This window comes from Mesorhizobium sp. CNPSo 4689 (genome assembly GCF_057784325.1).
The window spans coordinates 203,445-216,201 of sequence record NZ_JBWLUZ010000004.1 but is presented as its reverse complement, the minus strand read 5'-3'; the positions used below and the strand labels follow the sequence as shown (position 1 = coordinate 216,201).

14 protein-coding genes are annotated in these 12,757 nt (G+C 64.0%); 4 read left to right on the top strand and 10 right to left on the bottom strand.

Annotated features, from left to right (window positions below):
* Positions 1–31 precede the first annotated feature (31 nt).
* Positions 32–313 (bottom strand): hypothetical protein, encoded by a 282-nt coding sequence (locus tag AC04SI_RS08660; protein ID WP_404276225.1) that lies wholly within the window; start codon positions 311–313, stop codon positions 32–34.
* Complete coding sequence (locus tag AC04SI_RS08655; RefSeq protein ID WP_488474114.1) at positions 256–900, bottom strand: class I SAM-dependent methyltransferase; 645 nt, start codon at positions 898–900, stop codon at positions 256–258. The genes AC04SI_RS08660 and AC04SI_RS08655 overlap by 58 nt, the downstream gene beginning before the upstream one ends.
* Positions 901–1,216: 316 nt before the next feature.
* On the opposite strand from AC04SI_RS08655, the gene AC04SI_RS08650 reads away from it, so the two are divergent.
* Positions 1,217–2,821 (top strand): bifunctional AfsR/SARP family transcriptional regulator/alpha/beta hydrolase, encoded by a 1,605-nt coding sequence (locus AC04SI_RS08650; protein WP_404276224.1) that lies wholly within the window; start codon positions 1,217–1,219, stop codon positions 2,819–2,821.
* A gap of 217 nt (positions 2,822–3,038) precedes the next feature.
* A complete protein-coding gene (locus tag AC04SI_RS08645) occupies positions 3,039–3,632 on the top strand; it encodes a transglutaminase-like cysteine peptidase (protein ID WP_404276223.1) in 594 nt (197 codons plus the stop codon).
* Positions 3,633–3,674: 42 nt separating this feature from the next.
* On the opposite strand, the gene AC04SI_RS08640 is transcribed toward AC04SI_RS08645, so the two are convergent.
* Genes AC04SI_RS08640 through flhA form a run of 3 tightly spaced genes read right to left on the bottom strand, consistent with a single transcriptional unit; the run spans position 3,675 to position 6,899 of the window.
* A complete protein-coding gene (locus AC04SI_RS08640; RefSeq protein WP_404276221.1) occupies positions 3,675–4,058 on the bottom strand; it encodes a hypothetical protein in 384 nt (127 codons plus the stop codon).
* A 4-nt stretch (positions 4,059–4,062) separates the two neighbouring features.
* The gene (gene fliR, locus AC04SI_RS08635) at positions 4,063–4,815 is read right to left on the bottom strand and encodes a flagellar biosynthetic protein FliR (RefSeq protein ID WP_006199412.1); all 753 of its coding nucleotides are present in this window, start codon (positions 4,813–4,815) and stop codon (positions 4,063–4,065) included.
* Positions 4,812–6,899 (bottom strand): flagellar biosynthesis protein FlhA, encoded by a 2,088-nt coding sequence (flhA, locus tag AC04SI_RS08630; RefSeq protein ID WP_404276217.1) that lies wholly within the window; start codon positions 6,897–6,899, stop codon positions 4,812–4,814. The genes fliR and flhA overlap by 4 nt, the downstream gene beginning before the upstream one ends.
* Positions 6,900–7,006: 107 nt before the next feature.
* Here flhA and AC04SI_RS08625 point away from each other — a divergent pair, with 107 nt between their 5' ends.
* Both AC04SI_RS08625 and AC04SI_RS08620 read left to right on the top strand, forming a co-directional pair.
* A complete protein-coding gene (locus AC04SI_RS08625) occupies positions 7,007–7,306 on the top strand; it encodes a putative quinol monooxygenase (RefSeq protein WP_404276215.1) in 300 nt (99 codons plus the stop codon).
* Between the two features lie 177 nt (positions 7,307–7,483).
* Positions 7,484–9,265, top strand: coding sequence for a chloride channel protein (locus AC04SI_RS08620; RefSeq protein WP_488474113.1), 1,782 nt, complete (start codon positions 7,484–7,486; stop codon positions 9,263–9,265).
* A 22-nt stretch (positions 9,266–9,287) separates the two neighbouring features.
* Here AC04SI_RS08620 and AC04SI_RS08615 read toward each other — a convergent pair whose 3' ends face one another.
* The 5 genes from AC04SI_RS08615 to flaF form a co-directional block, all read right to left on the bottom strand.
* On the bottom strand, positions 9,288–10,931 hold the full coding sequence (locus tag AC04SI_RS08615) for an MFS transporter (protein WP_404276212.1): 1,644 nt from the start codon (positions 10,929–10,931) through the stop codon (positions 9,288–9,290).
* A 308-nt stretch (positions 10,932–11,239) separates the two neighbouring features.
* Positions 11,240–11,506, bottom strand: coding sequence for a flagellar biosynthesis protein FliQ (gene fliQ, locus AC04SI_RS08610; protein ID WP_006204067.1), 267 nt, complete (start codon positions 11,504–11,506; stop codon positions 11,240–11,242).
* Between the two features lie 27 nt (positions 11,507–11,533).
* Positions 11,534–11,941 carry a flagellar hook assembly protein FlgD gene (gene flgD, locus AC04SI_RS08605; protein ID WP_120014896.1) on the bottom strand — a complete coding sequence of 136 codons (408 nt, stop codon included), beginning with the start codon at positions 11,939–11,941 and terminating at the stop codon, positions 11,534–11,536.
* The gene (flbT, locus tag AC04SI_RS08600) at positions 11,941–12,384 is read right to left on the bottom strand and encodes a flagellar biosynthesis repressor FlbT (RefSeq protein WP_006204069.1); all 444 of its coding nucleotides are present in this window, start codon (positions 12,382–12,384) and stop codon (positions 11,941–11,943) included. Before flbT ends, flgD begins: the two co-directional genes overlap by 1 nt.
* A complete protein-coding gene (flaF, locus tag AC04SI_RS08595; protein ID WP_006204070.1) occupies positions 12,381–12,728 on the bottom strand; it encodes a flagellar biosynthesis regulator FlaF in 348 nt (115 codons plus the stop codon). Before flaF ends, flbT begins: the two co-directional genes overlap by 4 nt.
* Positions 12,729–12,757 lie beyond the last annotated feature (29 nt).

Genomic DNA, 12,757 nt, shown 5'->3' with positions numbered 1-12,757 from the left:
CGTTGCGTCGTAAAGTGAATGCCTCGGATCCTCACTGTTGCGAGCAGGTCCAGGCGCCGATCATGGGCGGAAACATGATGCAGGCTCCATGTGCGACAGCTTCCTCGCGCAGCCGGTCGGCAAGGTCGTCGATGCCGATCTCCGCGGCCGTGGTGATGCCTGTCCGCTCCATCGCTGGAATGAGGCTTCTGACGGTCTGCGCGATGTATTCATAGCCAAGCGATTCCCCGCCGCCTTCGACGCGGGCGCCGGAGATCATCTGCGGGACGGGCAAGCCGGCAGCGAGATAGGTCGAAAACAGCTTTCCGCCCATGTCGGTCTCAAAACCGGTTCGCGCGAAGGCCCGAACGATCCAGCCGAGCACCTGTGTGAAGAGCGGTGTTGTGGGGACGCTTCGTGCGTAGGCATCGACATCTCCTGGAAGGCGACGATGCCGCCCGGGCGCAAGAACCCTGCCAGACGGCGCAGCGTCTCGGCTGGTTCGGGCAGATACATCAGGATAAGCCGCCCGATGATGGCGTCGAACTTTCTCTCCGGAACGAAGCTGGCAAAATCGGCCGAGGCAAAGCGCACCCAGTAGCATTGTCCCGCTGCGACGGCACGACGCTCTGCCGTTTCGACCGCATCCTGCGACCGGTCGATGCCCAGCACCGACCCGCTCGGGCCAACCAGTTGCCCGGCAAGCAGAGAAACGTCGCCAACGCCGCAGCCCAGGTCGAGCACGTGCATGCCTTGCTTCAGTCCGTCTCGGCGCAGCACATCCTCTGTCAGGTCACGCACGAAGTCGCCCTGCAGCTGCAGCCGTTTGAATTCGCCTTCGGAATAGCCGAGCGTATACTGTCTGGTATCAAGGGTTTCGGTCCGGCCGTTTGGCCGGCGTTCGACAAAGCTGGTGTTCACTGCCCCGTCTCCTCAAAAACCGGTTTCCTGCTGGGGGCTGTCGAGAATCGTTCGAATCCGTACGACCGGTTGGAGTCTCATGCTCCACCTCGCCCAACATGTCTGGGCCGGTACCGGGTCTGAGTTGCTTTGATATCTGCCGCCCCGCAACGGCACGGGAACAAAATCCCGCCGACGATCTAACGCGATCAACGTGGTCGCAGGATCAGGGAGCTGCGTTTAAGCGAGCGTGGTAGCGAGCGTGGTAAGAAACGCCGCAAATGTGGTATTTTGCGTTGAAAGCGACCGGGGAGCGGGGGAACGCAGCCGGGGCGTAATGTCATCGCACATTCAGATCTGCCTTCTGGGTGAATTGCGCATTGTGTCGGACGGACGCCAGCTCGACCTGCCGCCGTCCAAGAAGACGCGCGCGCTGCTGGCCTATCTGGTGCTGACCGGTCGCCCGCACCGGCGCGAGCGATTGTGCGAGATTTTTTGGGAGCTGCCTGACGATCCGCGCGGATCGCTGAGATGGGCACTGAGCAAGATCCGTGCCCTGGTTGACGTGCCCGGCTCCGAGCGGTTGAGCGCCGATCGTGAACGCGTTTCCTTGATCCGGGATTCGGCGACGGTGGACTATCTTGAAATCGTCCAGCGACTGCAGGCTTCCTCACCGCCCGCCACACTCGATGAACTGCACGAATTGGGGAAGCTTCTGGCGCTGCCTTTGCTCGACGGGCTCGATCTGCCGCAGCTTGACGCCTACCAGGCCTGGCTCGCGGCCGAGCGCGAGGAGGCGCTGCAACTCCGTCTCGGTGTGCTGGAGCGCATCACGCTTCACCCCGAAACCAGCGACCGCGACGCAGTCAAATGGCTGCGCCAGTGGCAAAGCGCGGACCCGACTTCGGAACAGGCCGCCGGCATCCTGGTTCGAACGCTCAAGCGGCTCGGTCGCGGCGACGAAGCCGCCGGGGTGGTGAGCAACTACCGGCGCATGGCCAAGGACACCGGGTTAGCGCCGGTAGACGATCTGTCGGAAGTGGGGCCCCCACCCTCCGCGGCCGAGACGGCAACAATGGTGCCCAGCCTCCTGAAGCGCCAGTCGATCGGTTTTTGTCAGTCGGCAGATGGAGTGCGTATCGCCTACGCGACCGTGGGCACGGGACCGCCACTGGTCAAGGCCGCCAACTGGCTCAATCACCTTGAACTCGACTGGCAGAGTCCGATTTGGAGCAAGACTTTTCAGGCGCTGGCCGAGGGACGCACGTTTGTCCGCTACGATGAACGCGGCAACGGTCTTTCCGACTGGGAAGTGGACGACATCAGCTTCGAGGCGTTCGTGCGCGACCTCGAAACCGTTGTCGACGCGCTGCGGCTGGAGCGTTTCCCGCTGCTCGGCATGTCGCAAGGCTGCGCGGTGTCGATCGCCTATGCCCTGCGACATCCCGAGCGGGTGTCCGCGCTTGTACTGATTGGCGGCTACGCGGCAGGCTGGCGCATCGGCTGCACGGCAGAAGAGCAGGAGCGGCGCCAGGCGGTGATGACCTTGACCAAGCTCGGTTGGGGCACCAACAATCCCGCATATCGCCACATCTTCTCGCAGACTTTCATGCCGGACGGCACACCCGACGAACTTGCCTGGTTCGACGAATTCCAACGGCAGACCACCTCGCCGGACAATGCCGTCCGGTTCCAAGATGCATTCGGCGATATCGACGTGCGCTACCAGTTGGCGCAGCTGCACGTGCCAACCCTGGTGCTGCACGCCCGACACGATCAACGCATATCGCTCGATCAAGGCCGGGAACTTGCCATCGGCATTCCGAATGCCCGCTTCGTCGTGCTGGAGAGCCGAAGCCACATCATCTTAGGCCACGAACCCGCCTGGCCGGTATTCATGGACGAGGTCCAGCGGTTCCTCGCAGAGACAAATACAGCATAAGAAGGTCAATTTCAGAGCAGATTGGGCAGGTCCGATTTCCCCGTGCCCCTTGCGGCCTCTTTCTGGAAGTACGCTGGCTGTCTGCCGATAACCTCAAGTCTTATTTTAGAAAGTATTAATCTGTTAACGAGACTGCCTCGTTTGGGACCAAATTGAGCAGTTTAGAAACCGCTCATTAACCCGCCCCGCTCATCCTCAAATCCATGCACCGGAGACGTTGATTGTGAAACGCGATGTCGCGCTGATCGCATTTTTGCTGTCGTTTGCCTGCCCGTTTGCTGCGCAGGCAGGGACGACCATGGAAACCAAGGGCAAGGCGTTCGCGCCGCCCGCCTTCTATTCGTTCTGTAGCCGACAACCCAGCCTGTGCAGCACGGCCGGCGGAAAGAAGGTCGTCGCCCTGCAGCCCAAGCTCAGCTCGGAATTGAAGCAGGTGAACCGATCGGTCAATTCACGCATCACGGAGCTCAGCGATCGTGTCGCTGTCGGCAAGGACGACGACTGGCGCTTGCCGACCGTCTCTGGCGATTGCGAGGATATTGCGATCCTGAAGAAGCTTGAACTGATGAGGCGCGGCTGGCCGGCCTCGGCGCTCCTGTTGACTGTGGCAAGCTATGGCGGCGATGGGCACACGGTGCTGACCGTGCGCACCAGCGAGGGCGACCTGGTGCTCGACAATCTCACGAACTCCGTCCGTGACTGGTCCAGCACTCCCTACAGCTACTTCGCCCGACAGGCGCAGGGGAATGGCAAACGCTGGGAGCGGATCGGCGGCGCCAAGCCTATCCAGACGACCGCGACGGGCGGCTGAGGCTTCTCAGCTCGAAGTTCAGCCCCACGCAGAATTCCGCAGCTACTCGTGTCCCCGCTTCTGGGCGATCAGGTCGAGACGCTCGCGGTCGGAGCGTTCGCGCTCGTCGCGGCGGCGCACGTCCTTGTAGGCACGCTCGACCATGTTGGTGCGCGCGGTCGCCGTGGCGATCAGCGCGGCCTCCTGCCTGGCGCTTTCCTGGTTCGCCTCCTGGCGAACCAGCGCATTGGCGATGCGGCGATGGTAGAGGTCGGGAAACAGGCCGGCGAGCGACCGGTCGGCGTCGAAACGTTCGACCAGTTCCCTGGCTTCGGCTTCGGCGGCCGCGGCGGTTGTCAGGAATGTCGCGTGACGGGTTTCGTGCAGCGCCTTCAGCTGCTCCTGCACCTTGACCAGCTTCCTGAGGCGGTCCTTGCGCGTGGTCATCTGCCTACCGCGCGAGCGTCAGGTCGACAAAACCGTCGACGAACAGCGACAGCATGGTGCCGATGGCGAAATAGAAGATGATCAGCCCGCCGGCGATGACGAAGGGCAGCGAGATGAAATAGACCGGGATCTGCGGCGTCAGCTTGTTGACGAAGCCGATCGTCAGATTGACGAGGATGGCATAGGCGACGAAGGGGCTGCCGAGGCGGATGACCAGGAAGAAGGCGTCCGAAACGGTGTCGGTGAGATCGACCAGGGCCGCCTGCGGGTTGAAGAAGACATTGACCGGCGCGACGGTGTAGGAGGCGACCAGCGCCCGCACGATCTCATGGTCGAAATCGAAGACGAACAGCAAAAGCAGCGCCGAAAACGAGATGATGGCGGCAAGGGCCGCCTGCGGCTCCGCCTCCTCGATCGCCGGCCCGCCGGTGCCGCCATAGCCGATCAGCATGGCGATGGCCGAGCCCATGAAGCGCAGCGCCTCCATGTAGAGCCTCGTCATGGCGCCGATCAGTCCGCCGACCAGCAATTCCGAGACGATCATCGGCGCCAGGATCTGCGGACGCGGATCGACGAACGGATAGATGCGGTCCCAGAGGAAGGCGAGCAGCCCGCCGGTGGCGGCCACCGCCACGAACAGCCGGACCTGGATCGGCACGCGGGCGCTGGACAGGCCGGGCATCAGCATGAAGCAGGCGCCGATGCGGCAGAAGGCGAGGAAGGCGGCGATCACAACGCCTTGCGAGAGCGCGCTCACGATATGGTCCCGAGCACCTTGATCTCGACGCCCTTGGCGATTTCGACGTGGCTGAGCACCGGCAGCGTGGTGAACAGGCGCTCGATGATCATGCGCACATAGGGACGCGCATCCGGCGCGGTGACGAGGACGAAGCGCTCGCCGGCCTCGAGATGCTTGCGGATTGCCTTGGTCGCGTCCTGGCCGAATTCCTCGAGCTGGCGCGGGTCGATGTCGAATTCGCGCACCTCGCCCTTGGCGTCGCGCTTGAGGCTCTGGTGGAAAGCGAGGTCCCAGCGGTTGCCGAGCCGCAGCACCTTGAGCACGCCGCCTTCGGAGAGGTCGCCGCAGATCTGCTGCGCCATGCGGATGCGGACATGCTCGACGATCTGCTCGGTGCGGCGCACATGCGGGGCGATCTCGGCGATCGCCTCGATGATCAGGTGCAGATTGCGGATCGAGACGCGTTCGGCCAGCAAGAGCTTCAGCACCGCCTGCAGACCCGGATAGGAAATATGCGTGGTGCAGATCTCGTCGGCGAGCTTGCGGTATTCGGGGTCCTGGCGTTCGAGCAGCGCCTTCATGTCCTTATACGACAGAAGCTGCGGCAGGTTGTTGCGGATGACCTCGGACAGGTGGGTGAGCAGCACCGACATGTTGTCGGCGAAGGTGTAGTTCTCGCGCTTCAAATCCTCGGCGAAGGTTTCGAGTACGGAGAAGGCGCGCATGCCGAAAGCCGGCTCGCGGATCTCCTCGCCGGGAAGTTCCGGCACGTCGCGGGTGCCGAGCAGCACCATGATCTCGCCGACGCGCATCTGGTATTCGGCGACCACCGTGCCGTGGACCTTGATCTGGTAGCTCTTCGGCGGAATGGCGAAATCATCGGCGACGCGCACTTCCGGCACGACGAAGCCGTATTGCGTGGCGAACTTCTTGCGCATCTTGCCCATGCGGAAGACCAGTTCCTGATGCGATACCAGCAGCCTTGTCGAAAGCTGCTTGCCGATCAAGAGCTCGATCTCGGCGGTGGCGAGCGAGGCCTTGACCGAGTTCTTCTCTTCCTCGGCCTTGTTGGCCTTTTCCTGGTTCTTCACCGCCTCGGCGGCGGCGAGTGCCCGGTTGTGGCGCAGCGGGATGATGTAGCCGAGACCGGCCATACCGCCGGCAAGAGCAAAGAACGGGAACAGCGGCAGGCCGGGCATCAGACCCAGAATGACGAGCAGCGACGCCGCGACGTAGAGCGCGCGCGGATGGGCGCCGAGCTGACCGAACACCGCCTGGTTGGTCGAGCCACGCGTGCCGCCCTTGGAGACCAGAAGGCCGGCGGCGAGCGAGACGATGAGTGCCGGGATCTGGGTGACGAGGCCGTCGCCGACAGACAGCTTGATGAACACGTCGGCGGCCTGGCCCATGCCCATGTCGTGGCGGATGTAGCCGATGGCGATACCGCCGACGATATTGATGGCGGTGATGATGAGGCCGGCGATGGCATCGCCGCGGACGAATTTCGAGGCGCCGTCCATCGAGCCGAAGAAGGAGGATTCCTCCTCCAGTTCGCGGCGGCGCAGCTGCGCCGTCTTTTCGTCGATCATGCCGGCGGAAAGGTCGGCATCGATCGACATCTGCTTGCCGGGAATGGCGTCGAGGGTGAAGCGCGCGCCGACCTCGGCGATACGGGTGGCGCCCTTGGTGATGACGATGAAGTTCACCACAATCAGGATCAGGAAGACGATGAGGCCGATGACGAAGTCGCTGGCCATCACCAGCCGGGAGAAACCGGCAATGACATAGCCGGCGGCGTGGGTGCCTTCATTGCCATGCGCCAGGATCATGCGCGTGGTGGCGATGTTGAGCGACAGCCTCAGCATGGTTGCGATCAAGAGCACGGTCGGGAAGGACGAGAAATCGAGCGGGCGCTGGATCCAGAGCGCAACCATCAGGATCAGCACCGACAGCGCGATCGAGAAGGCAAGGCCGATATCGATGAGGAAGGCCGGGATCGGCAGGAACAGCACGGCCAGGATGATGACGATCCCGATCGCGAAGAAGACGTCGCGGCCGTTCTTGGCAACGGTGCCGGCTGCAATGCTTTCGCTGATCGCCATAATCGTCCTCAAATCATAAGCCTGCCGCGCGCGACAGCCTTGTAAGCCTAGCTGGCCAAGCTTGCGCGAGGGTGGGAGAATGCGCCCTGAGAGAAGAAGGGAATCGCATGCTCCTGATCATCGGCACGGTCCGTTTGCCGCCGGACAAGCTCGCTGAGGCAAGACCGGCCATGCAGCGGATGATCTCCGCCAGCCGCGCCGAGCCCGGCTGCATCGAATATTCCTATGCGCAAGATGTCCTCGACGCAGGGCTTATCCACGTCTCCGAAGTCTGGAGTGACCGCGCCGCGCTCGACGCGCATTTCAGCTCGGCGCACATCGCGGACTGGCGTGCAAGCTGGGCGACGCTCGGCATCGGTGATCGCAATCTGATGCTCTACGAAGCGGGCAATGCCAAGCCGACCTGATCGATCGAAGACAGTTTCGGCGATGCCGGCTCGGCGCTGCTGAGCTTCGCAGGGGTGGGAAGCTGCAGCGCGGTGCCAAAATGGCGCCACAAGCAGTCGGCATTGCGGTTGTCACGCAATGCCGCCGGGCGTATCAGGCGGCAGCTTCCACCTCTTGCTCAACGGCGAGCCGTTCCGGTGCTTTCCAGAAACGAACCTCAAGTCTATGCCCGCCGGCTCCGCGCGGTGCTGATCAGATCGATCCCGCTGCTCGAGGCGCGCGGCATCGTGATCGTCGTCCTGGCCGGTGTCGTGGGCGTGATGGCGGGCGTGCTGGTCACGGCGATGAGCCAGATGGTGCAGGGCATGCATGGGCTGCTGTTCGGGGTCCAGCCGGGCGGCCGGCTGTCGGCGATGTTTTCCTTATCCGACCCGGTTCAGGCGGCGATCCCGGCGATCGGCGGCATCCTGCTCGGTCTGTCGGTGGTCTGGCTGCGGAAGCGAAAGTTCCGCACCCCGGTCGATCCGATCGAGGCCAACGCGCTTTACGGTGGACGCATGTCGCTCACCGACACTTTCATCATCGCCGGGCAGACGATCATCTCGAGCGGCTTCGGGGCTTCGGTCGGACTGGAGGCCGGCTACACGCAAGTCGGCTCCGGCTTGGCGTCGCGGTTGGCGCGCGCCTTGAGGCTGCGTCGCAATGACGTGCGTATCCTGGTCGGCTGCGGCGCGGCAGGTGCTATCGCCGCCGCCTTCGATGCGCCGCTGACGGGGGCCTTCTACGGGTTCGAGCTGGTCATCGGCATCTATTCGGTCGCCAATGTCGCGCCGGTGATGACCGCCGCGATCTGCGCTTCGCTGACCGCCGAGGTGTTTGGTGGCGTGCCCTTTCCGCTGGAGCTCGCCGGCCTGCCGGCACTCACCGCCAGCCAGTATTTGCCGTTCCTGCTGCTCGGGCTTCTGGGCGGCGCCGCTTCCATCGCCATCATGCATCTGGTCAGCCTGATCGAGCGCGGCTTTGCCAGGCTTTCCATCGACGCCTCGCTGCGACCCTTCATCGGCGGCATTCTCGTCGGACTGCTGGGGCTGGTCACGCCGCAGGTCCTGTCCAGCGGCCATGGCGCCCTGCATCGCGAGTTCGCGATGAATTACGGCATCGCCGTCGTCGCAAGCGTCTTCGTGCTGAAGCTGGCGGCTTCAGCGATCTCGCTGGGCTCGGGCTTTCGCGGCGGCCTGTTCTTCGCCTCGCTGTTCCTCGGTGCGCTGCTCGGCAAGATCTTCGCCGGGGTGATGGCATTCGTATCGCCGGCAACCGGCATCGATCCGGCGGTTGCCGCCGTCGTGGGCATGACCTCGCTTGCCGTCGGCGTCGTCGGTGGGCCGCTGACCATGACGTTCCTGGCGCTGGAATCGACGCGCGACCTGACGCTGACCGGCGTCGTGCTGGTGGCCTCGATCATGTCGGCGATCCTGGTGCGCGAAACTTTCGGCTACTCGTTCTCGACGTGGCGTTTCCATCTGCGCGGCGAGACGATCCGCAGCGCGCACGACGTCGGCTGGATGCGCAGCCTCACCGTCGGCTCGATGATGCGCAAGGATGTCCGCACCATCGACGCTTCGACGACGCTTGGCGCTTTCCGTAAGGAAATCCCGCTCGGCTCAGCGCAACGCGTCATCGCGGTGGACGAGGGCCGGCACTATGTCGGCGTGCTGATCGTGGCCGAACTGCACAGCGAACTGTCCAACGGCGAGACGCCGGTGCGGACGCTTGCCCAGTTCAAGGATGCGGTTCTGGTGCCGACCATGAACGTCCAGTCGGCGGCCGAAACCTTCCAGCGCGCCGGCGCCGAGGAACTGGCCGTGGTCGAGGATTTCGCCGACTGCGTCGTGCTTGGGCTTTTGACCGAAAGCCATCTGATGCGGCGCTATGCCGAAGAACTCGACAAGGCGCGGCGGGATCTGTCCGGCGAGGGCTAGCCAGAGATCATACCGGCCCCGATCAGTGTTCGATCGGCCCCTTCGGCATGACGAGCGCGGTGCCGGCGGTCGTCGGCCGCTCGATCATGCGGCGGACGCGGGGCGACTCGCTGCCGCTGTGCAGCGCCCGTATGCGCTCGCCGATGACGGCGTCGGCATGGGTGGCGCGCCTGTTGTGGCGGATGTATTCGAGCCAGGTCGGCGTGTGGTAGTGCTCGATCCAGATCGCCGGATTTTCGAGGTCGCGCGCCAATGTCCAGTTGCGGGCGCCGTCGCGGCGGCGGATGCGGCCGCGCTCGGCCATGGTGGCGAGGAACTCCGGCACGTCCTCGTCACGGATGATGTATTCGATCATGATGGCGATCGGGCCGCTGCGCGGCTTGAGGTCGAGCCCGAGAGGCGGCTCCTTGAAGCGGTTGAGCGGGTCGAGATTGAGCACCGCCTGCTGGGGCAAAGGCAGCAGCAGGCCGATGGTGCCGCCTGCCAGCATGGCGATGCTTGCCACGATGAGCGCGGTCTCGGCGCCATGCGCGTCGGCGACGACGCCCCAGATCCAACTGCCAAGTGCGATGCCGCCGAAGGTCGCCGTCTGGTAGACCGAGAGCACCCGGCCGACCACCCAGCGCGGTGTCGACATCTGCACCGTGACGTTGAAATGCGACAGCGCGATCACCCAGCAGGCGCCGCCGACGAGCAGTCCGAGCGCAGTCTGCCAGGCGTGGTCGCTGATGGCGGCGTTGAAAGCGCAGACGGCGAAGCCGGCAAAAGCCATGCGCACCATCGTCTCGCTCGACAGCAACTGCCGCAGCCGCACGCTGATCAGCGCCCCGCCGACCGCGCCGATGCCGAAGGCGCCGAGCATGATGCCGTAGGTCAAGGCGTCGCCCTTGACGACATCGCGCGCCACCAGCGGCAGCAAGGCGAGCACCGCGCCGGCGCTGAAACCGAAGGCAAAACCCCTGACCAGGACCTTGCCGATGTTGGGCGACATGGCGACATAGCGCAGGCCGGCGCCCATCGCCGCTCCCAGCGTCTCGCGCGGCAGCGTCGACACCGGCAGATCCGGCTTCCAGCGAAACAGCACGATGATCAGGCCGACATAGCTTATTGCGTTGGCGGCGAAGGCAGCGGCAGCACCCGCGGCGGCGACGATGATGCCGCCGATCGCCGGGCCGACGCTGCGCGTCAGATTGAAGCCCAGTGAGTTCAGCGCGACGGCTGCCGGCAGCTTGGCGCGCGGCACCATGTCGCCGACCGAGGCCTGCCATGACGGATTGTTCAACGCCGTACCGCTGTCGATCAGGAAGGTGAAGGCAAGCAGCGTCCACGGCGTGATCAGGCCGAGGTAAGTGAAGACGGTCAGGAGCACCGAGACGACCAGCATGAAGGTCTGTGCGACCAGCATGACCTTGCGACGGTCGAAGCTGTCGGCGATGGCGCCGGCAACCAGCGCAAACAGCATGATCGGCAAGGTGGTCGAGGCCTGGACGAGCGCGACCTGGTAGGACGAGGTGGCGATCGAGGTCATCATCCAGGCGGCGCCGACGCCCTGGATCAGGCCGCCGAAATTCGACACCAGGCTGGCCGACCATACAGCCCGGAAAATGCCGTGCCGGAAGGGCGCCAACGCCGAGACGCGGTCGCCGCCCGGCTCGTCATCGATCATCAATGCTGTCCCGCCTGATTACGTCCGTACCCCTCACCGTCATGCCACCTATGGAGGTGGAACACGGCAGCGCGGGAGGCGAACACCACTTCGAAAAAGACCATGGTCCAACAACAGGATAGCACGGCAAAAATACGTCGGGACGCAACTAATCCAAAGGTCTTGGCGCTCTGGACCAATTTAGAGCCTGGTCCCGCGGCGTTCGCGGCGGTGTACAGCGCGTCGGTGAGGGTGCCCGCTGCAGCCGGCCGAAGATTTCGGGCATGCTGAATGGTACCTGGCGAAGGCGCTGGAATTTCCGCGCGGGCCTAGAAGCCGCTTTCGATGCGCTCGAAGATAACGTTGGTGAAGGCCGATATCTGGCCGCCGATAAACGGACCGGTCAGCGCCACCACCAGCATGATGGCGACGATCTTGGGGACGAAGGTGAGGGTGATTTCCTGGATCTGCGTCAAGGCCTGGATCAGGGCGATGCCGATACCGACCGCCATTGCCACCAGCACGACGGGAGCGGATGCGGTCAGCACCGTCCACACCGCGTATTGTACGATATCGAGGGCGTCTGCCTCGTTCATGGCACCGGCCTCGGCTATAGTTCGCGACTAGCTCGCGGCCTTGACCGAGACGCCCGAGGTCACGGGAACTTCCGTGCCGTTCTCCAGCACAGCGATAAGGCCGCTGCTGGCGAGGCGCACCGACGCCACGGTGCCTGATGTGTTGCCGTCGGCGGACGTTATCGAGCGGCCGATCAGGGCATCGGCCTGCGACAAGGCCGAGGATTGCATGATCTGGTCGAGCTTGGTGTTGGTCTGCACCGATTGCTCGACCTGCGAGAAGGTGGCGAGCTGGGCGACATACTGCGTCGAATCCATCGGCTTGGTCGGATCCTGGTTCTTCATTTCGGCGATCAGCAGCTTCAGGAACGACTGGTAGTCGACCGCTGTCTTGGAGGTCGACGTGGTGGTCGAATTGGCGCCGGTCGGTATGGTGGTCGTCATGTCAACGGTCATTAGTATCGGGCTCCCACGGCCAGCGGGCGCGGCGCACCCGCAACATCGTCATTGCCGCCAAGCGCGCGGCGTTCGAGCGGATAAAGCGCACGGATCGCCTTCAGCGCCTCATAGATATGGTCCTCGCCGACCATGCGGTCGATCTGCTTTAGCGCGCTGCAGATCCGTTCGTCCTCGAAACTCGCCAGCAGCATGGGCAGCGAGCGGCGGAACATGTCGCGCGCCTCGGAGGCCGCCTGCGGGTTCATCAGCATGACCTGCAGGATGAAATAGAGCTGCTTGAGCGGTGTCGACGCCTCGTCGGCCTGGATGACATGGCTTTCGAGCAGGAACTGCACGTCGTTCATCAGCTCGATGGCGACCTTGCGGTCGACGCGGATGACGGCGCCGTTGATGTAGATCTTCTCGTTCGGCTTCAGCGATATCTTCAGCGTGTTGGTCATTGAATGCCGTCCCGGATGATCTGGGACACTTCGATCAGGCCTTCGAAATTGTTCGTGCGGCCCTGACGGATGTCCTCGGCCTCGCGCAGCAGCCACAGGCCGATGGAGATCAGGTTGGCGCGCAATTCCTTGGGCAAGGCATTGTCGCTGGAGCCGAGATCCTCGACGAAGGTGGTCCATACCCGGTTGGTGAAGTGCAGCGCCTCGGCTGCTTCCATCGAACCATGGCCGACGGCCGCCGCCGCCGCGAGCATGTCGATCGAGCGGGTGAGCAGCTGCCGCTCCCGGTCCTTCGCGTCGGCGACGGAGTCGGTCTGGATGTCGGCGTAGGAGAATTGGTACATCTTGGGAGCTCTGCCGTTCCGGTGGGTGG

Excerpts from the sequence above, each read along its gene's own strand:
- flbT (WP_006204069.1), bottom strand. The coding sequence starts at position 12,384 with ATGACCAACACGCTGAAGATATCGCTGAAGCCGAACGAGAAGATCTAC.
- AC04SI_RS08650 (WP_404276224.1), top strand. The coding sequence starts at position 1,217 with ATGTCATCGCACATTCAGATCTGCCTTCTGGGTGAATTGCGCATTGTG.
- flgD (WP_120014896.1), bottom strand. The coding sequence starts at position 11,941 with ATGACCGTTGACATGACGACCACCATACCGACCGGCGCCAATTCGACC.
- AC04SI_RS08615 (WP_404276212.1), bottom strand. The coding sequence starts at position 10,931 with ATGATCGATGACGAGCCGGGCGGCGACCGCGTCTCGGCGTTGGCGCCC.
- AC04SI_RS08660 (WP_404276225.1), bottom strand. The coding sequence starts at position 313 with ATGGGCGGAAAGCTGTTTTCGACCTATCTCGCTGCCGGCTTGCCCGTC.
- flhA (WP_404276217.1), bottom strand. The coding sequence starts at position 6,899 with ATGGCGATCAGCGAAAGCATTGCAGCCGGCACCGTTGCCAAGAACGGC.
- AC04SI_RS08625 (WP_404276215.1), top strand. The coding sequence starts at position 7,007 with ATGCTCCTGATCATCGGCACGGTCCGTTTGCCGCCGGACAAGCTCGCT.
- flaF (WP_006204070.1), bottom strand. The coding sequence starts at position 12,728 with ATGTACCAATTCTCCTACGCCGACATCCAGACCGACTCCGTCGCCGAC.
- fliQ (WP_006204067.1), bottom strand. The coding sequence starts at position 11,506 with ATGAACGAGGCAGACGCCCTCGATATCGTACAATACGCGGTGTGGACG.
- AC04SI_RS08640 (WP_404276221.1), bottom strand. The coding sequence starts at position 4,058 with ATGACCACGCGCAAGGACCGCCTCAGGAAGCTGGTCAAGGTGCAGGAG.